Raw genomic sequence first — 17907 nt, 5'->3', positions numbered from 1 at the left:
AAGTCCGGCCGCGGTTCGGCGGGCGAACCACCGTCGGGCAGCGGGGCGCGACCGCCACGGTTTTGGTTGCGTATCCCCGGTCGGGATGGCGACGTACTCTGGTGGGCGTGCGACTGCAGCGACAGGTGGTGGATTACGCGCTCCGGCGGCGCTCCCTGCTGGCCGAGGTGTACTCCGGCCGCACCGGGGTGTCCGAGGTGTGCGACGCGAACCCGTATCTGCTGCGCGCCGCCAAGTTTCACGGGAAACCCAGCCAGATCATGTGCCCCATCTGCCGCAAGGAGCAGCTGACGCTGGTGTCGTGGGTGTTCGGCGAACACCTGGGCCCCGTGTCGGGCTCGGCGCGCACCGCCGAGGAGCTGGTGATGCTGGCAACCCGTTTCGAGGAGTTCGCGGTCCACGTGGTGGAGGTCTGCCGAACCTGCAGCTGGAATCACCTCGTCAAGTCATATGTGCTCGGTGCGGCGCGCCCGGCGCCTCCGCCCAGGGGCACCCGGACGACTACGCGGACGGCGCGCAACGGCGCCCGCACGGCCACTGAATGAGCTCGAATAACGAAGGACGCCACAGCCAGTCGTCCGGTGATCAACGTGGGCCCGCGGCCGAGCAGGGTGCCGGCGAACGCCGGGAGACGGCGCGTCCGGACGCCGACCCGCAGCGGCGCAACGGCCCGTCGACGTCCAGCCGTCGCCGGCAGGCCCCGCCCGACGATCGGCTGACCACGATCCTGCCGCCGGTCGACGACGACCGGGCGCCCCGGCGCTCCGACCCGATCGAGGAGGTCAAGGCCGCGCTGGCGGGTCCGCCGTCGACGCCGTTGCGCCGCGACGCGCTCGACGAGGTCAAGGCCGCCCTGGACAGCCGGGGCCCTGCGTCGGGTCGCCAGCAGCGCGCCGGCCTCGGCGGCCGCCCGCCCGTGGGGCCCCCGCCGCCGCCTCCGCGCCGCGGCTGGTCCGGTGGGCCCGGCGGCCCGGGCGGCCGGGGGAGTGGACCGTGGCGCGACTGGAGCTGGACCCAGCAGATCAACTGGCTGTGGGTGCGCCGCGCCGCCTACCTGTGCGCGGCGGTGCTGGTGTTGTTGCCGATCGTCACGTTCGCGATGGCCTACTTCATCGTCGACATCCCCAAGCCGGGTGACCTTCGCACCAACCAGGTTTCGACGATCCTGGCCAGCGACGGTTCGGAGATCGCGAAAATCATTCCGCCGGAAGGCAATCGGGTCGACGTCAATCTCAACCAGGTGCCCGTGCACGTCCGCCAGGCGGTGATCGCGGCCGAAGACCGCAACTTCTACTCCAACCCGGGCTTCGACTTCAGCGGTTTCGCGCGCGCGGTGAACAACAACCTGTTCGGCAACGGGGATCTGCAGGGCGGGTCGACGATCACCCAGCAGTATGTGAAGAACGCACTGGTCGGTTCGGCGCAGCACGGGGTCAGCGGCCTGATGCGCAAGGCCAAGGAATTGGTCATCGCCACCAAGATGTCCGGCGAGTGGTCCAAAGACGAAGTGCTGCAGTCTTATCTGAACATCATCTATTTCGGCCGGGGCGCCTACGGCATCTCGGCCGCCGCCAAGGCGTATTTCGACAAACCCGTCGAGCAGCTCACCGTGTCCGAGGGTGCGCTGCTGGCGGCGCTGATCCGCCGGCCCTCCACCCTGGACCCGGCCGTCGATCCCAAGGGCGCGCTGGCGCGCTGGAACTGGGTGCTCGACGGCATGGTGGAGACCAAGGCGCTGCCCGCCAAGGACCGTGCCGCGCAGGTCTTCCCGCAGACCGTGCCGCCCGACCAGGCGCGCGCGCAGAACCAGACGACCGGGCCCAACGGCCTGATCGAGCGTCAGGTGACCAAGGAGCTGATGGAGCTCTTCAACATCGACGAGCGGACGCTGAACACGCAGGGCCTGCAGGTCACCACCACCATCGACCCCAAGGCCCAGCAGGCCGCCGAGAAGGCGGTGTCGAAATACCTTGACGGGCAAGACCCCGACATGCGCGCGGCGGTGGTGTCGGTGGATCCGCACGACGGCGCCATCCGCGCCTACTACGGCGGTAGCGACGCCAACGGTTTCGACTTCGCCCAGGCGGGATTGCAGACCGGCTCGTCGTTCAAGGTGTTCTGCCTGATCGCCGCGCTCGAGCAGGGCATCGGCCTGGGCTACCAGGTGGACAGCTCGCCGCTGACGGTCGACGGCATCAAGATCACCAACGTCGAGGGCGAGAGCTGCGGGACGTGCAACATCGCGCAGGCGCTCAAGATGTCGTTGAACACCTCCTATTACCGGCTGATGCTCAAACTCAAGGGCGGGCCGCAGGCCGTCGCCGATGCCGCGCATCAGGCAGGGGTGGCCACGAGTTTCCCCGGCGTGGACCACACGCTGTCCGAGGACGGCAAGGGCGGGCCGCCGAACAACGGAATTGTGTTGGGCCAGTACCAAACCCGGGTGATCGACATGGCTTCGGCGTATGCCACGCTGGCCGCCTCGGGCGTCTACCACCGGCCGCATTTCGTGCAGAAGGTGGTCAACTCGGACGGCCAGGTGCTCTTCGACGCCGGCAAGTCCGACAACAACGGCGAGCAGCGGATCCCGAAGGCCGTCGCGGACAACGTCACCGCGGCCATGGAACCGATCGCCGGCTACTCGCGGGGTCACGCGTTGGCCGGCGGCCGGCCGTCGGCGGCCAAGACCGGCACCACGCAGCTCGGTGACACCACCTCCAACAAGGACGCCTGGATGGTCGGCTACACGCCGTCGCTGTCGACGGCGGTGTGGCTGGGCACGGCCAAGGGCGACCAGCCGCTGGTAACCGCTTCCGGCGGACCGGTTTACGGGTCCGGGCTGCCCTCGGATATCTGGAAGGCCACCATGGACGGGGCGCTGAAGGGCACCCCCAACGAATCGTTCCCGAAGCCGGCCGAGGTCGGCGGCTACGCCGGTGTGCCCGCGCCGCCGCCCCCGCCGAAGGCGCCGCCCTCGGAGACCGTCATCCAGCCCACCATCGAAGTGGCGCCCGGCATCACGATCCCGGTCGGCCCGCCGACGACGGTCACGCTGGCGCCTGCCCCGCCCGCGGGCGGCCCGCCGGGGGGACCCGAGCCGGGTGGCGGTGTTCCGCCGGGCCCGGGCGGCGGTGTTCCGCCGGGTGGTCCCCAAGCACCGCCTCCGCCGCCGTGACCGGCGCTGCCGAGCCCAGCACCACCATTTCACCGGGGCCGTTGGCCGCGGATCGGCGTAGCGCCGACAATCGAGACTGCCCGAGCCGCAACGACTTTCTGGGTGCCGCGTTCGCCGAGGTGATCGGCGGGCCGGTGGGCCGGCACGCGCTGATCGGGCGGGCGCGGATCATGACCCCGCTGCGGGTGATGTTCTTGATCGCGCTGGTGTTCCTGGCGCTCGGCTGGTCGACGAAAGCGGCCTGTCTGCAAAGCACCGGCACCGGCACCGGCGATCAGCGGGTGGCCAACTGGGACAACCAGCGCGCCTACTACGAGTTGTGCTATTCCGACACGGTGCCGCTCTACGGCGCGGAGTTGTTGAGCCAGGGCAAGTTTCCGTACAAGTCGAGCTGGATCGAGACCGATTCCACCGGCGCCCAGCAGATCCGCTACGACGGTCAGCCCGCGGTGCGCTACATGGAATATCCGGTGCTGACCGGGATGTATCAGTACGTGTCGATGGCGTTGGCCAAGACCTACACCGCGCTGAGCAAGCTGGCCCCGCTTCCGGTGGTCGCCGAGGTGGTGATGTTCTTCAACATCGCCGCGTTCGGGCTGGCGCTGGCCTGGCTGGCCACCGTGTGGGCGAGCGCGGGCCTGGCCGGCCGGCGGATCTGGGACGCGGCCCTGGTGGCAGGATCCCCGCTGCTGATCTTTCAGATCTTCACCAACTTCGACGCGCTGGCAACGGCATTCGCCATGGCCGGGTTGCTCGCGTGGGCGCGGCGGCGGCCGGTGCTCGCCGGTGTCCTGATCGGGCTGGGCGCGGCGGCCAAGCTGTACCCGCTGCTGTTCCTGGGTCCCATGCTGGTGCTGGGGATCCGGACCGGACGCCTGGGCGCCTGGGCGCGCACTGCGGTGGTGGCCGTGGCGACCTGGCTGCTGGTGAATCTGCCTGTGCTGGTGTTCTTTCCGCGCGGCTGGTCGGAGTTCTTCCGGCTCAACACCCGGCGCGCCGAGGACATGGACTCGCTGTACAACGTCGTCAAGTCGTTCACCGGCTGGCGGGGATTCGATCCGAAGCTCGGTTTCTGGCAGCCGCCCACCGTGCTGAACACGGTCGTCGCGGTGCTGTTCGTGACCTGTTGTGCGGCAATCGCATTCATCGCGCTGACTGCCCCGCGACGGCCGCGGGCGGCGCAGCTGGTGTTCTTGGTGGTCGCCGCGTTCCTGCTGACGAACAAGGTGTGGAGCCCGCAGTTCTCGCTGTGGCTGGTGCCGCTGGCCGTGCTGGCGCTGCCGCACCGGCGGGTGCTGCTGGCGTGGATGACCGTCGACGCCCTGGTGTGGGTGCCGCGGATGTACTACCTGTACGGCAACCCGAACCGTTCGCTGCCCGAGCAAGTATTCACCACCACGGTCCTGCTGCGCGACATCGCGGTTATCACCTTGTGCGCGTTGGTGATTCGCCAAATCTACCGGCCCGACGAGGATCTGGTGCGGTGGGGCGGACGGGTGGACGACCCGGCGGGCGGACCGTTCAACCGCGCACCCGACGCGCCACCGGGCTGGCTGCCGGACTGGCTGCGGCCGGCCGGATCGCGCCGCGGGCAGGCCGCGGAGCCCGAACCCGCGCTGGCCGGGGCGACATGACGCTGATCGCCATCCCGCTGTTCCCGCGGGTCACCGCACTGGATGCGGTGGGACCTTACGAAGTGCTGCAACGGATTCCGTCTGTCCAGGTCGTGTTCATCGGGCAGCGCCGGGGCGAGGTGCGCACCGAGAACGGGATGCTGGGCCTGGCCTGCGACGCCACCTTCGACGAGGTGAGCGCACCGGACGTGGTGGTGTTCCCCGGCGGCATCGGCACCCGGCAGCTCATTCACGACGAGGCAGTCCGGGCCTGGCTGCAAGCGGTGCACCCGCACACCAGGTTCACCACCTCGGTGTGCACCGGCGCGCTGCTGCTGGCCGCGGCCGGTCTGCTCGACGGACTCACCGCCACCACCCACTGGCGCGCCGCCGACCTGCTCAACGGATTGGGCGCCCGCTACGTCGAGCAACGAGTCGTCGAACACCTGCCGCAGCGCATCATCACCGCGGCCGGGGTGTCCAGCGGCATCGACATGGCCCTGCGGCTGGTGGAGCTGCTCGTCGACCGCCAGGCCGCGCAGGCCGCCCAGCTGCTCATCGAATACGACCCGCAGCCGCCCTTCGACTCGGGTGCGCTCGGCAAGGCCGATGCGGCGACGGTGGCCCGGGCCGAGGAATACCTGACCGGCCGGCGCTGAGGCGATTGCCCGACCGCGCGGATTTTTCTGGTCAGCCCGCTATCCGGTAGCCTGGGGCGGTTGCCGACGCAGGCGACCCTCCTGCCACGGATCGACCGTGGCCGCTTGAGACCAGAGGAGGTGGTGAGGTTTCCATGCGTCCATACGAAATCATGGTCATTCTTGACCCCACGCTCGACGAGCGCACCGTTGCCCCGTCCTTGGAGACGTTCCTCAACGTCGTCCGCAAGGACGGTGGATCCGTCGAAAAGGTCGACATCTGGGGCCGGCGCCGGCTGGCCTACGAGATCGCCAAGCACGCCGAAGGCATCTACGTCGTCATCGACCTGAAGGCCGAGCCCGCGACAGTGTCCGAGCTCGACCGCCAGCTCAGCCTCAACGAGTCGGTGCTGCGCACCAAGGTGATGCGCACCGACAAGCACTAACAGTCGTGGCCGCGCCGCGGGCCCACCGGGGGAGGCACCTGCGTAGGCTCAGCGAGGACACGCTCATGACATCCACCACCGGAGCGGCGCGGAGCAGGGCGGAACGAGGAGGAAACTGTGGCTGGTGACACCACTATCACCGTTGTCGGAAACCTGACCGCTGACCCCGAGCTGCGGTTCACGCCGTCGGGTGCTGCCGTCGCGAATTTCACCGTGGCGTCGACGCCGCGCATCTACGACCGCCAGAGCGGGGAGTGGAAGGACGGCGAGGCGCTGTTCCTGCGGTGCAACATCTGGCGGGAGGCCGCCGAGAACGTCGCGGAGAGCCTCACCCGGGGATCCCGCGTCATTGTCACCGGCCGGCTCAAGCAGCGTTCGTTCGAGACCCGGGAGGGCGAGAAGCGCACCGTGGTCGAGGTCGAGGTCGACGAGATCGGCCCGTCGTTGCGGTATGCCACCGCCAAGGTCAACAAGGCCTCCCGCAGCGGCGGCGGCGGTGGCGGCTTCGGCGGGGGATCCCGCCAGCAGTCCGCGCCGGCCAGCAGCGCACCCGCCGACGACCCGTGGGGCAGTGCGTCGGCGTCGGGCTCGTTCGGTGGCGGCGATGACGAACCGCCGTTCTAAGAAGAAACTTTCAGCAGTAGGAAACGGAAAGAAAGACAGACATGGCCAAGTCCAACAAGCGGCGCCCGGCTCCGGAAAAGCCGGTGAAGGCACGGAAGTGTGTCTTCTGCGCGAAGAAGGATCAAGCGATCGATTACAAGGACACCGCGCTGCTGCGCACCTACATCAGTGAGCGCGGCAAGATCCGTGCGCGTCGCGTCACCGGCAATTGCGTGCAGCACCAACGCGACATCGCCATCGCGGTGAAGAACGCCCGCGAGGTGGCGCTGCTGCCCTTCACCTCCTCGGCGCGTTAAGCACCGAAGGCCAACCGAAAGTACGAAACGATGAAGCTGATTCTGACGGCTGACGTCGACCATCTTGGCGCCGTCGGCGACACTGTCGAGGTCAAGGACGGCTACGGCCGCAACTTCCTGCTGCCGCGGGGCTTGGCGATCGTGGCCTCGCGCGGCGCGCAGAAGCAGGCCGACGACATTCGCCGGGCCCGCGAGACGAAGGCGGTGCGCGACCTCGACCACGCCAACGAGCTCAAGACCGCGATCGAGGCGCTGGGGCCGGTGACGCTGCCGGTGAAGACGGCCGGGGATTCCGGGAAGCTGTTCGGCTCGGTGACCGCCGGCGACGTCGTCGCGGCGATCAAGAAGGCCGGCGGCCCCAACCTGGACAAACGGATCGTGCGGCTGCCCAAGGCGCACATCAAGGCTCTTGGTACCCACCCGGTGGCCGTGCACCTGCACCCCGAGGTCGACGTCGAGGTCGCGCTCGAGGTCGTCCCGCAGAGCTAAGCGGCAGGCATTTGCTCATTCCCGGCGGTGGCCATGATGGGCCGCCGCCGGGTTTCGTTGCGCTGCGGGCTTGCGCTCGAGGGCCGTCCGGGGCGGTCGCGGACACGGCTTCTGGCGAACTATTTGGGGGGCCCTCCGGACGGGCCCGTGTTACCGGGCCGTAACGCAGCGAAAATATGGCGGAAAGCCAACACGCCCGGGACGGTAACCTGGCCCGACACGCCGTAGAGATTCTTGTCCACACGGATTTCGTGGCGTTGTATGGCCGGTATCTGCGCCGATGTCCTTGCCCTTTGCATTAATCCACAGGTTTTCCACACCCCGCTCAACACAGGTGTCGACGGATATGCACACACCATGCACAGCTTCATGAACAGCACCCCCTTCACCCACTAGCCAGCAACGTCTAACGTCGTCCCGGCGCCGGGCGAGCGGGTGCGATACGGCCAAGATGTCAGCACCTTGACCTACGCTCAATGTCAACTGTCGAATGTATGTTCGGATTGCGTGGATCAGGGGAGGAGGGAATCCGTGGCGGTCGTCGATGACTTGACGTCGGGCATGGATTCGTCGTCGCCCAGTGAGGATTTCGGGCGACAGCCACCGCAGGACCTGGCGGCCGAGCAGGCCGTGCTGGGCGGCATGCTGCTGAGCAAGGACGCCATCGCCGACGTGCTGGAACGGCTGCGGCCCGGCGACTTCTACCGTCCCGCGCACCAGAACGTCTACGACGCGATCCTGGACCTGTACGGGCGGGGTGAGCCGGCCGACGCCGTGACCGTCGCCGCGGAGCTGGACCGCCGTAATCTGCTGCGCCGCATCGGCGGTGCGCCGTATCTGCACACGCTGATCTCGACGGTGCCGACCGCGGCGAACGCGGGCTACTACGCGACGATCGTGGCCGAGAAGGCCCTGTTGCGCCGCCTGGTGGAGGCCGGCACCCGGGTGGTGCAGTACGGCTACGCGGGCGCCGAGGGCGCCGATGTGGCCGAGGTGGTCGATCGCGCACAGGCCGAGATCTACGAGGTGGCCGAGCGCCGGACGACGGAGGATTTCGTTCCGCTCGAGGATCTGCTGCAGCCGACGATGGACGAGATCGACGCCATCGCCTCCAACGGTGGTGTGGCGCGCGGCGTGCCGACCGGTTTCACCGAACTCGACGAGGTGACCAACGGCCTGCACGCCGGTCAGATGATCATCGTGGCGGCCAGGCCTGGAGTGGGCAAGGCGCTGGCGTTGGATACGCCGCTGCCGACGCCGACCGGGTGGACGACGATGGGCGATGTCGCGGTCGGTGACGAGTTGCTCGGCGACGACGGGCGGCCGACGCGGGTGGTAGCGGCGACCGACGTGATGCTGGGACGGCCATGCTACGAGGTCGAGTTTTCTGATGGGACGGTGATCGTCGCCGACGCTGCGCATCAGTGGCTGACCGAAACACGCGTATCCCGAAAGTCGGCGCAGGCAGCGGCCGTTGGCTACAACCGGTACAAGAATCAGCGCACCTTTGCGGCGGTACGAACGACGGCCGAGATCGCCGAAACCCTGCGCTGCCCCACCCAAGACCGGCGGCTGAACCACAGTGTGGTCAATGCGCGCGCGCTCGACCTCCCGGACCGCGAATTCCTGGTGCCCCCTTACACACTCGGTGCCTGGCTCGGAGATGGCACCAGCGCCGCCGCGCAGATCACCGCTGCCGATCCCGAAATCATCATGCGGATCGAAGCGGACGGCGTCGTCGCGGTCCCGTCGGGGTCCGCCCCGTCCCGTTACCAATTGCGTTTACCTCCCGGTGCTGAGCAAGCACTGCCACGGTGCGTGGTGTGTGGCAAGTCGTTTATCCCCCAAACCAGCCAGGTGCGGACCTGTGGGCATTCGTGCGGCGGTCGCGCGCGCTTCATGTCCGACCCGGTGCCGAGCCCGACCTGCGTTCGCTGTGGCGGACCGTCGGCAGGAATGCGGTTGTGCCAGAAGTGCCACTCCACCGTGGGGACGTTGCAGGCGCGGCTGCGCACCATCGGCGTGCTCGGCAACAAGCACATCCCGACGGAATATCTGCGGGGGTCCGAGGCGCAGCGGCGTGCCTTGCTCGCCGGCTTACTCGACACCGACGGAACCGTGACGGCCGGCGGCGCCGTCCAATTTTCGGTTACCAACCAACGGTTGGTGCGTGATGTCAACGAACTTATTGTGAGCCTCGGCTATCGCTGCCAAACCTCGACCAAACGTGTCCAGGGCCGCTCCGAAACGTCGAGCATCGCCTACACCCTGACCTTTTCCACCGAAGACAGAGTGTTCGCGTTGGAGCGAAAGGCCATAGCGCACAAGGAGCGCCGGGCCATAACGGGCACCTCACGCTGTGGGTCGCGCTTTATCGTGGACGTCCGCCCGATCGAGTCGGTGGCCGTGCGCTGCGTCGAGGTGGACAACGACAGCCATATGTATCTGGCGAGCAGGGCGATGGTGCCCACGCATAACTCCACCCTCGGTCTCGACTTTTTGCGGTCGTGTTCGATCAAGCACCGGATGGCCAGCGTTATTTTCTCGCTGGAGATGAGCAAGTCCGAGATCGTGATGCGGCTGTTGTCGGCGGAGGCGAAAATCAAACTCTCGGACATGCGTTCCGGTCGCATGAGCGACGAGGACTGGACGCGGTTGGCGCGGCGGATGAGCGAAATCAGCGAGGCGCCACTGTATATCGACGATTCGCCGAACTTGACGATGATGGAGATCCGCGCCAAGGCGCGCCGGCTTCGGCAGAAGGCCGACCTGCGGCTGGTGGTGGTCGACTACCTGCAGCTGATGTCGTCGGGAAAGAAAGTGGAGTCACGCCAGCTCGAGGTCTCCGAATTCTCCCGTCAGCTCAAGCTTTTGGCCAAGGAACTCGAGGTGCCCGTCGTGGCGATCAGCCAGCTGAACCGCGGTCCCGAGCAGCGCACCGACAAGAAGCCGATGCTGTCCGACCTTCGCGAGTCGGGATCGCTGGAGCAGGATGCGGACATGGTGATCCTGTTGAATCGGCCCGACGCGTTCGAGCGGGATGATCCGCGCGGGGGAGAGGCGGATTTCATTCTGGCCAAACACCGTAACGGCCCGACCAAGACGGTGACCGTCGCGCACCAGCTGCATCTATCGCGCTTCGCCAACATGGCGCGCTGATTGTTTGTTTGTCCTGTAGGTTCTCAAAAAAATGTCAGCATCTCAGTTCCGATGTCACCTAAATGTCATTAAATTCTCAACCAATGTCATTTAGCTACAGATCCAATTCCAAACGCGCGATGTTTCGCCTCGGCGGGCGAGGAATTGATCTACAACAGCAGTTGGCCATTGGGGGTTCCCATTCAGCAATCGTAAATGTGTTGTACACCAACGGTATTGGCGCTGCCATCGAGGGCACACAACATAGCGACGTAAAGGATGTCCCAGGTTCCGTGGAACTTCGGTGGCGGTCCGGTGAGCGTCAGGCTGCGCTCACCTCGTCATTGTGCACGACGGGTCTGAATCGCCTGTAAGTCCGGAGACTTTCTGATTTGAGGACTCAGCTGGCGGCTGGTCTTCGTTGTTGAGCGTAATAGGCCGTCTCCAGTTCGATTGGTGGGATGTCGCCGCAGTATTGGTAGAGGCGGCTGTGGTTGAACCAGTGGACCCACCGTGCGGTGGCCCGTTCGACGTCATCGACCGTGCGCCAGGGCTTGCGGGGTTTGATCAGCTCGGTCTTGTACAGACCGTTGATTGTCTCGGCGAGCGCGTTGTCATAGGAGCTGCCGACCGCCCCGACCGAGGGCTGGATGCCGGCCTCGGCAAGCCGCTCGCTGAACCTGATCGACGTGTATTGACTGCACCCCTTCTTGTTGGCGGGTCCAGATGGCCTGCTCGATGGCGTCGAGGACCATGGTGGTGGTCATCGTCGCGGCGGCTCGCCAGCCCAGGGTAGTCGGCTGCGAAATCGCGCCAGCTGCGGCAGCGACGCGGCCACCAGTTGGTGTAGCCGCTGGTGGCTGAGCTGATCGGACCCGCCGAGGATGACCAGCGCAACCGTGTGCGCCGGCATTTTCGAGCTCTGTGTGTGCAGCGACAGCGCATCGGACCCCGACAATCGCATAACCATCAACGCACCCCTTCTTGCAACGAAACCTCTTGAGCCACAACCTCTACCAACACGGGCCAACGGTGATGCGAACAGCATCACTCCACCCAGCGGTGCGTTCTTCGTCGGTGACGAGTTGTTTACTTCACTTGTGCCAGTTGGTTCAATTCGATGAGTTGATTCTCGAGTTCGACCACGGCATGTGCGACGACGCTGGACGCCAAGGCGGCCCGCGCAGCCGCGGTAGTCGGGCCGGGGTTGTCGAATTGTCAATGTCCGCGAGTCGCCGAAGCATGCGTCGCGAAACTGCTGCCTCGGCGGGGATGTCGTCGAAACCGAAGTCGCTGAAGGCTTTGAACACTGGGTCGCCGCCACTTGTCATAGTCGCGTCGTCCCTAAGCCAGGGCGCGATGGAGGCGCGATGGCCGCAGAGGGAAGACGACCGGAAGACCTGCCCCAGGGTCGAGGATCGATCCCGACTATCCGCTGTTTCGCCCTGCATTGCGAATCCCAGCGCTCCCGCGCGGCGTCCCTCTTTGTGCGGCTTTCCCGGTCTTTCACGCTGATCATGAGCAGGGTATCGACGTTTGACGCGTCGCCCGGTGCTGCGGCTGCCATCACAATCCCGTGCGCTTGATCAGGGTCGATGTGATATGGGACAACCAGCAAGACAAGCTTATTGCCTTTGGAAGCAAGGACTTCGACCGTGTTGGGCGGCTGGCCGTGGCATCCGTCAAGTTGAACCACACGTCCGCCGCTCAGAAGTTCGTCGGGCGTTATTCTCCATTCGGTGTTGTTGTACATCACACAACTGATCGCGCCCAGGCGGATCGACAGAACCGCGATCAGACCTGGCAGCTCCGTCATCAGGTCATCACTGCGCGGCCACCATGCACCATCCACATAACCGCTGGCATGCGCCGTGGGTTTCAACCGAAACCGCGGCGTACGGACGCCCCGGGTGGCGTCCCACCTCGAGCTGTCGCCAGCTTGCCCTCGCGTCATCGCGACGCTCCCGCCTTGACCGCGATACTGGCCAATTATTCGAATCGGCGACGACATGACCCAGAACGATCACAAACGGAATACCGCCGATGTGTTGTCACCCTACCCCAATCCGGGCTGGAACAAAGGGCCGCCAACATCAATCAACGCGCTGCCGGCCCTGTTCCTGCAACGTCAGGCCAACGGGACATGGATCGAGTAGTTCCTGCAGTTCGTGACTGGCCCGGCGAGGGGGAATCAAGACCGAGGCTCCGCGCCAATTACCGGCTCAACGAAGAGCCGTGCTGTGTTTGTGCACACAGCGAAGATTCGACGGCGGCCGGCCTGGTGCTGACTGCTTAACACCACAGTTGCGCACCAACGGCCATCTAGCAACAGACTACGAACGCAGCCTGCTCAAATCGGTCGCTGACTCCCAGGGGTATGCCATATGCGGCGAAGATAGAAGATTGAACGTGGACCACTGCCGGCGGTGTTACACCGCAACGATGATCTCGGGAGGGGCGGACGCGCTGACGATCCACTGGGATGGCACCGACGATTTCAGCATCGTGGCGCTGCCAGGGTTCCCCGGTTCGGGCCTGGCGGACGCGTGTGCAGGGGAGCACGCCATCCCGACCCGGCGCCGCCGCACGGCTGGCGGATCCGGAACGACTGGCGCATGATCACGCCATGAGACGCGAAGTGGGCGCCGAAATCGAAGTCGAAATCACCGCACCCACGACGCTGGAGTTTCAGATTGCTGTTGCCCCGCATCCGCGCGCCGAGGTCTTGGAGTCGCTGCGCTTCCTCTTGGACGGACGGCCCGTCCAGCCCTTGGAAGTCAGCGGTGTACATGGCAACCGTATCCACAAGTTCGACGCAGGGGTGGGCACACTGAAAGTCGACTACGCGGCGACGATCGTGGGTCAAACCGATCCGGCACCGGTGACCGAATACGACCAGTCGATGTATCTGCGACCCAGCCGCTACGCCGAGGCCGATAAGTTCTACGGTTTCGCTGCAACCGAATTCGGCACCTACGGTGATTCGGCGACGTTGCTGGAGAATGTGAGCTCGTGGGTGGGCACCAGGCTGAGCTATGTGCCCGGATCAAGCGATCCGATCGACGGGGCCGTGGAAACCCTGCTCTCCGGTGCAGGTGTGTGCCGCGACTACGCGCATCTGGTGGTGGCGCTGCTGCGTGCGGTCAACGTCCCGGCCCGCCTGGTGTCGGTGTACGCACCGGGGGTGCACCCGATGGACTTTCACGCGGTGGCCGAGGCCTTTGTCGACGGGCAATGGCGGGTGGTCGATGCGACGTTGCTAGCGCCGCGGCAAACCCTGGTCCGCATAGCTACGGGTCGTGACGCCTCCGATACGGCCTTCCTCGACAATCACAGAGGCGCGATCACGCTGAACCAGCTGGCGGTGACCGCCGTCGTTGACGGCGACTTACCCTGGGATTCGATCGACCAACTCGTTTCCATCCGCTGAGAACGCCAGACCGGCTGATCGCGACGATCAATATGCCGTGGTTCCTGGACCATCCGAGTAGTGTGGGAATCATCGGCGATATTTCGTACCTGACTGTCCAAAGCCATGTCGTCGCCGATCCGAATGATTTGGCCGGTATCGCGGTCAAGACGGGAGCGTCGCTATGACGCTGAAAAACGACCACATGAATGCCGGGCACCGGCATACCCCACCGACCCACACACCCCGCTTGAGGCTAAAGCCCAAGGCGCCCCAGAGCGGATATGTCGACGGTGCGTGGTGGCCCCACAGTGCGGACCTCACGGCGGAGCTACCGGATCTGCTGTCGGTGCTGTCAGTTCGACTCGGGCCGATTGGCCGCGTGATCTACAACATTAACGAATGGGCAAAGGCGCCCGCAAAATTGGCGACAGGGGGACGAACGGTACGACTCGACGGCTATCGTCTCCAGCCGGTCAACACCGTCGAAGTTCTTGGGCTCAATCGCGACAAAATCGTCCTATTGGTAGTTTCCCCGCACGCCGACCCAGACCGGGCACACACGATCATGATGACCGCAGCCGGCCCAAACAATGCCTCGACCGTCGCGGGCCTCCTTATGAACAGCGCGAAAGAAACGGAAACCCGCGTATAGACCCATGCAGGCAGTCATCGCGCAAAACCACTGCGAATCAACAAAGCTCAGCCGATTTGGCCTTCACGCGCCGCTCCAGAGACTGCCACTCGCCGATTGAGAACCTCATTTGTTGCATCGCCGCTCCCGGTTTCGTACGTCGTCACACCGGCAACGAGGCTATGCTGCAGACATCGTGGATTTGTCGAGTGCCGCCCCTTCGGTAGCCATCTGCGATAGCTGAATTAGTAGATCGGAGCGTCACGTGGCGCGTCCTTCCCCCGTCCCTTCAAGCATGACCCGATTAGCGCTATGTGGACGCGACGATACAAGCGCCGCCGTAGACGGCGCCTGGTGGCCAAAGAGCTTGAACCTGAGCTCAGAGCTACCCGACCTACTTGCTGTATTCGGTTTATGGATTGGCACCGTGCGCCGAGTCGTTTACGACCCGAGCGTGTGGTTGCCCGCGCCTACACGAATTAGGCGCCACAATGAGATGGTTTCACTCAATCCATACCGCCTGATTTTCAGCGACACCATCTATCTAGTGGGTACGCATTCTCGCGACGCGGTGCTGTTCGTGCTATCGCCTTCGAGCTCTACGGAGGAGGCCCGCCACCTTATGGGTGAGGTTTGCACTTCATCAGAACCGATGAATGCGGGAGAGTTGCGGCAACTCGTGCGCAAATGCGCCTCAGGGTTTGGGAGTTCGGAACAATCGGCACCGTTAACTCCGCACGAAAACTCCTGGGGCTGACCGGGTATCGCCCTCTTGGTCGACGAGATTCTGTTATTTGTCGGCTCTCGGGTTTTACATGCCACAAAGGGCTGTCCCGACCCCGGGTTGGTTGACGTGCCTCGAGTCGGGCTATGAACTAGCGGTCACCGATTTGCTGCGTCGGCGCCGGTTCATCGACTCGCGTTTGCATGAGCGAACGTCATGCGGTCATCACTCGAAGATGTTGAGCAACAGAGCATTTAGCAACAGACCGGTCCGAAAAGCTCAGAGTCCGTCCGGTCCGGTCGGCCGCGAGCCGTCGCGTGGCTACGTATTGCGAGCGCAACCCTATTCGAAGTCATTGCGGCACAGCAGTAAACGTCGAGCATGCTGCAAAGTCGAGATCACCGCCAGGGTCGCCTCCGCGCCCTGGTTGTTGTCCACGCCGTCGGAGCGCAAACCGTCGTATCCGCCACCTGTATCCGGGTCCCACATCGGCTCCCCCGCGTCGTTGTCTCCCATGAACCAGGCGGCTGCGGCCTCGATGCTGGCCGGCCAGATCGGGTCGGTATCAACGGCGGCGGCGCGCGCGCACGCATCGGCGAGCGTGGACACCTCGGTGGGCCGCTGGTCGAATCCGGGTCGGGTGTCCTCGGCACCGCTGCCCCCGGCGGGGGTGGGCGACAGATGGCCGTCTGCCGTTTCGAATGCGACCAGCCACGCCAACAGTTCCAAACCTCGCTGTCGCAGCGTCGCGTCGGCAAGCGCGACACCGGCAGCGATCATCGCCTCGGGCACAACGGCGTTGGCATAGGTCAGTCGGGGCTCGGGCCACGGCCACCCCAGGTCTTTGTTCGGTGCAGGCACCGACGAGGCATAGTCGGTGAGCAGTGCGCGAGCCGCGCGGTGTGTTGGGTCGAAGACGAGAAGTTCGGCAGCACCGAGTGCAGCGAACGCCATCGCCCGCGGTAATACCGAGCGCTCCTGGGCGGCACGCTCGAACTGCATGATGGCCGACTGGCGGGCCCAGCCGACATTACTGTGCGCGGCTGCGGTTCCCAGACCCCAGATGCACCGCCCCCAGGCGTCCTCGAGGGTCGGCTCGTCGGCCCAACTTCCAGTGCTGTCCATCCGATTGCGGCATGCGCCAGTGAGAGCCTGTGCGTCGTTTAAGAACCGCAACGCAACACCGGCCAAACCGTTCAGTATTCGGTCGGGGCCATGATCTCGGGTGGCGACAACAAGCACCCGCGCCACGTCATCGGTGCAGTAACCGTGCTGGGGCAGGGGTTCGGCGAGCCGCGCGTGCACCAATGTGCCACGACGGTCGGTCAGCCGCAGCAGGTGATCGAAAATCGGCGCCGGTGACGTAGTGCTCATGCCCGTGCCCGTCGCTGCGCCAGGACCCGATGCGCCAGCCGCAGATACGCACGCGCGACCGTTGGCCAGGCCATCTCGGGCGCTAATCTCCTGGCCTCGGCCGCCATCGCACCGGCGAGGCGCGGCTCGGTCAGCACCCGGCGCAGGGCACAAGCCAGCGCATCCGGATCGTCATGCGCGACGACGATGCCGGCGCCACTGGCGAGCAGCTCGACGGCATGCGGGAACGCGGTGGCCACGACCGGGCGGCCGCTCGCGATGGCGTCGACCAGAGCACTGGAGCTCACCTGATCGGTCGAGTCGTAGGGCACGACCACAACCGCCGCGGACTGGAAGAGGGCGCTGAGCATCGGAACGTTGCGGCAATCCGTGTCAAAGCACACCGAATCCGCGACATCGCTGCGCAGTGCCTGATCTATTCGGGCATTCCGGTACGCCTCGCCATCGGCGGCCAGCACCTTCGGGTGCGTTCTGCCCGCAACCAGGTACCGCGGCCGGCCGGGCAGATCATTGAGCGACCTCATGGTCTCGATCACCCGCTCGATGCCCTGCCCGGACCCAGCAGGCCCTGGGTCAACAGGATAGGTCGACCGCTCCGCATGCAGGATGCCTTCGTCGGGACGGTCGCGCCGTATGGGATGGTGGTGACTTTGCGGCCGGCGATGTCGAAGCCCCGGCGTAGCCGTCGGCTGGCCGCCTCGGACATCACGACCACCTGGTCGGCTCGGGCGGCGAGCAGCTCGAGAAGCGAACGCTGGTGTGGCGTCGGGTTTTTTGGGACAGTGTGAGCGACCAAGATCGACGGGACGCGCAGTCGGTGGATGATGCCCACGACTTCGGCGCCATCGACGCCTCCGTAGCTACCGCACGCATGCTGGATGACGGCGACGTCGCTCTGGTTCAACAACTCGGCGCATGCTGCGACGGATGCCACTGAGCCGTTGACCAGCTCTCCGATGACGCGGGTGCTCGAGGACGGCGGGCCGTCGGACACTCGAACGACGCCGACCTCGGCGCCATTGGTGCTCAACCCGTCGGCCAGAGCGGCGCTGAACGTCGCCAGCCTGGACGATGTCGGTGGATACGTACCCAGAATGCCGAAACTCGTGGCGTCGGAAATCTCCTGTCGCCCAGGGCAATCCGTCAAACATAGAAATTCAAGCAAGGCGCTCAAGGTAATCCCAACTAAAGGTGGCCACCTGCGTGCCCGGCATGAGCGGTTGCTCGGTGCGATCAGCGTCGTATGACTGACTCAGTCCGGACTGCCTGGATTTCCAACTCCTTTGAGGATACACCCGCCAAGGCGTCGCCACGACGCCCGAAGATCCCCGCCGTGGGGTACAGTCG

Annotated in this window: 16 protein-coding genes and 2 pseudogenes; 14 read left to right on the top strand and 4 right to left on the bottom strand. The window is 65.5% G+C overall.

Annotated elements, in window-relative coordinates; genetic code table 11:
• Positions 1-107 precede the first annotated feature (107 nt).
• The 9 genes from H7I87_RS21675 to dnaB all read left to right on the top strand — a co-directional run bounded on the left by H7I87_RS21675 (position 108) and on the right by dnaB (position 10440).
• The gene (locus H7I87_RS21675; RefSeq protein ID WP_029244975.1) at positions 108-545 is read left to right on the top strand and encodes a DUF5318 family protein; all 438 of its coding nucleotides are present in this window, start codon (positions 108-110) and stop codon (positions 543-545) included.
• Positions 542-3175, top strand: a complete 2634-nt coding sequence (locus H7I87_RS21670) for a transglycosylase domain-containing protein (protein WP_011723325.1) — start codon at positions 542-544, stop codon at positions 3173-3175. The genes H7I87_RS21675 and H7I87_RS21670 overlap by 4 nt, the downstream gene beginning before the upstream one ends.
• Positions 3172-4809 (top strand): glycosyltransferase family 87 protein, encoded by a 1638-nt coding sequence (locus H7I87_RS21665; RefSeq protein ID WP_009974238.1) that lies wholly within the window; start codon positions 3172-3174, stop codon positions 4807-4809. The genes H7I87_RS21670 and H7I87_RS21665 overlap by 4 nt, the downstream gene beginning before the upstream one ends.
• Positions 4806-5447, top strand: a complete 642-nt coding sequence (locus H7I87_RS21660; protein ID WP_023868821.1) for a DJ-1/PfpI family protein — start codon at positions 4806-4808, stop codon at positions 5445-5447. Before H7I87_RS21665 ends, H7I87_RS21660 begins: the two co-directional genes overlap by 4 nt.
• Positions 5448-5581: 134 nt before the next feature.
• Positions 5582-5872, top strand: a complete 291-nt coding sequence (rpsF, locus tag H7I87_RS21655) for a 30S ribosomal protein S6 (protein WP_003874732.1) — start codon at positions 5582-5584, stop codon at positions 5870-5872.
• A 117-nt stretch (positions 5873-5989) separates the two neighbouring features.
• The gene (locus H7I87_RS21650) at positions 5990-6496 is read left to right on the top strand and encodes a single-stranded DNA-binding protein (RefSeq protein ID WP_009974241.1); all 507 of its coding nucleotides are present in this window, start codon (positions 5990-5992) and stop codon (positions 6494-6496) included.
• A 41-nt stretch (positions 6497-6537) separates the two neighbouring features.
• Positions 6538-6792, top strand: a complete 255-nt coding sequence (gene rpsR, locus H7I87_RS21645) for a 30S ribosomal protein S18 (protein WP_003874730.1) — start codon at positions 6538-6540, stop codon at positions 6790-6792.
• Between the two features lie 30 nt (positions 6793-6822).
• Entirely contained in the window at positions 6823-7281 is a 459-nt protein-coding gene (gene rplI / locus H7I87_RS21640; RefSeq protein ID WP_009974245.1) for a 50S ribosomal protein L9, read from the top strand.
• 531 nt (positions 7282-7812) lie between these two features.
• The gene (dnaB, locus tag H7I87_RS21635; RefSeq protein WP_033726449.1) at positions 7813-10440 is read left to right on the top strand and encodes a replicative DNA helicase; all 2628 of its coding nucleotides are present in this window, start codon (positions 7813-7815) and stop codon (positions 10438-10440) included.
• Between the two features lie 379 nt (positions 10441-10819).
• Here dnaB and H7I87_RS21630 read toward each other — a convergent pair.
• Positions 10820-11210: pseudogene (locus H7I87_RS21630) on the bottom strand (integrase core domain-containing protein); the annotation flags it as partial.
• Between the two features lie 536 nt (positions 11211-11746).
• Positions 11747-12373 carry a DUF5994 family protein gene (locus H7I87_RS21625; protein ID WP_219728254.1) on the bottom strand — a complete coding sequence of 209 codons (627 nt, stop codon included), beginning with the start codon at positions 12371-12373 and terminating at the stop codon, positions 11747-11749.
• A gap of 55 nt (positions 12374-12428) precedes the next feature.
• On the opposite strand from H7I87_RS21625, the gene H7I87_RS21620 reads away from it, so the two are divergent.
• From H7I87_RS21620 to H7I87_RS21605, 4 genes are all read left to right on the top strand, one after another.
• Positions 12429-12575 carry a hypothetical protein gene (locus H7I87_RS21620; protein ID WP_023862291.1) on the top strand — a complete coding sequence of 49 codons (147 nt, stop codon included), beginning with the start codon at positions 12429-12431 and terminating at the stop codon, positions 12573-12575.
• A gap of 470 nt (positions 12576-13045) precedes the next feature.
• A complete protein-coding gene (locus H7I87_RS21615) occupies positions 13046-13849 on the top strand; it encodes a transglutaminase-like domain-containing protein (protein ID WP_031344716.1) in 804 nt (267 codons plus the stop codon).
• Between the two features lie 163 nt (positions 13850-14012).
• Positions 14013-14483: a DUF5994 family protein gene (locus H7I87_RS21610; protein WP_076221242.1), complete on the top strand. Its 471-nt coding sequence runs from the start codon at positions 14013-14015 to the stop codon at positions 14481-14483.
• Positions 14484-14757: 274 nt separating this feature from the next.
• Positions 14758-15219, top strand: a complete 462-nt coding sequence (locus H7I87_RS21605) for a DUF5994 family protein (RefSeq protein ID WP_219728034.1) — start codon at positions 14758-14760, stop codon at positions 15217-15219.
• Between the two features lie 309 nt (positions 15220-15528).
• Here the strand turns inward: H7I87_RS21605 and H7I87_RS21600 are convergent, their stop codons facing one another.
• Positions 15529-16377: a glycosyltransferase gene (locus H7I87_RS21600; protein ID WP_244179177.1), complete on the bottom strand. Its 849-nt coding sequence runs from the start codon at positions 16375-16377 to the stop codon at positions 15529-15531.
• A gap of 24 nt (positions 16378-16401) precedes the next feature.
• Between H7I87_RS21600 and H7I87_RS21595 the strand changes: the two genes are divergently transcribed.
• Positions 16402-16548, top strand: a complete 147-nt coding sequence (locus H7I87_RS21595) for a hypothetical protein (RefSeq protein ID WP_236723554.1) — start codon at positions 16402-16404, stop codon at positions 16546-16548.
• A gap of 8 nt (positions 16549-16556) precedes the next feature.
• Here H7I87_RS21595 and H7I87_RS21590 read toward each other — a convergent pair.
• Positions 16557-17680: pseudogene (locus H7I87_RS21590) on the bottom strand (glycosyltransferase).
• Positions 17681-17907: the final 227 nt, after the last annotated feature.

It is taken from the genome of Mycobacterium timonense, assembly GCF_025821985.1.
GTDB lineage: Bacteria > Actinomycetota > Actinomycetes > Mycobacteriales > Mycobacteriaceae > Mycobacterium > Mycobacterium avium.
The sequence above is the reverse complement of the archived record's forward strand: the minus strand, read 5'-3'. Positions and strand labels throughout refer to the sequence as shown.

Bases quoted from the DNA above. Each gene is read 5' to 3' on its own strand.
- H7I87_RS21670 (WP_011723325.1), top strand. From the start codon at position 542: ATGAGCTCGAATAACGAAGGACGCCACAGCCAGTCGTCCGGTGATCAA.
- H7I87_RS21660 (WP_023868821.1), top strand. From the start codon at position 4,806: ATGACGCTGATCGCCATCCCGCTGTTCCCGCGGGTCACCGCACTGGAT.
- rpsF (WP_003874732.1), top strand. From the start codon at position 5,582: ATGCGTCCATACGAAATCATGGTCATTCTTGACCCCACGCTCGACGAG.
- rpsR (WP_003874730.1), top strand. From the start codon at position 6,538: ATGGCCAAGTCCAACAAGCGGCGCCCGGCTCCGGAAAAGCCGGTGAAG.
- rplI (WP_009974245.1), top strand. From the start codon at position 6,823: ATGAAGCTGATTCTGACGGCTGACGTCGACCATCTTGGCGCCGTCGGC.
- H7I87_RS21625 (WP_219728254.1), bottom strand. From the start codon at position 12,373: ATGACGCGAGGGCAAGCTGGCGACAGCTCGAGGTGGGACGCCACCCGG.
- H7I87_RS21620 (WP_023862291.1), top strand. From the start codon at position 12,429: ATGACCCAGAACGATCACAAACGGAATACCGCCGATGTGTTGTCACCC.
- H7I87_RS21615 (WP_031344716.1), top strand. From the start codon at position 13,046: ATGAGACGCGAAGTGGGCGCCGAAATCGAAGTCGAAATCACCGCACCC.
- H7I87_RS21610 (WP_076221242.1), top strand. From the start codon at position 14,013: ATGACGCTGAAAAACGACCACATGAATGCCGGGCACCGGCATACCCCA.
- H7I87_RS21605 (WP_219728034.1), top strand. From the start codon at position 14,758: ATGACCCGATTAGCGCTATGTGGACGCGACGATACAAGCGCCGCCGTA.
- H7I87_RS21595 (WP_236723554.1), top strand. From the start codon at position 16,402: ATGATCTCGGGTGGCGACAACAAGCACCCGCGCCACGTCATCGGTGCA.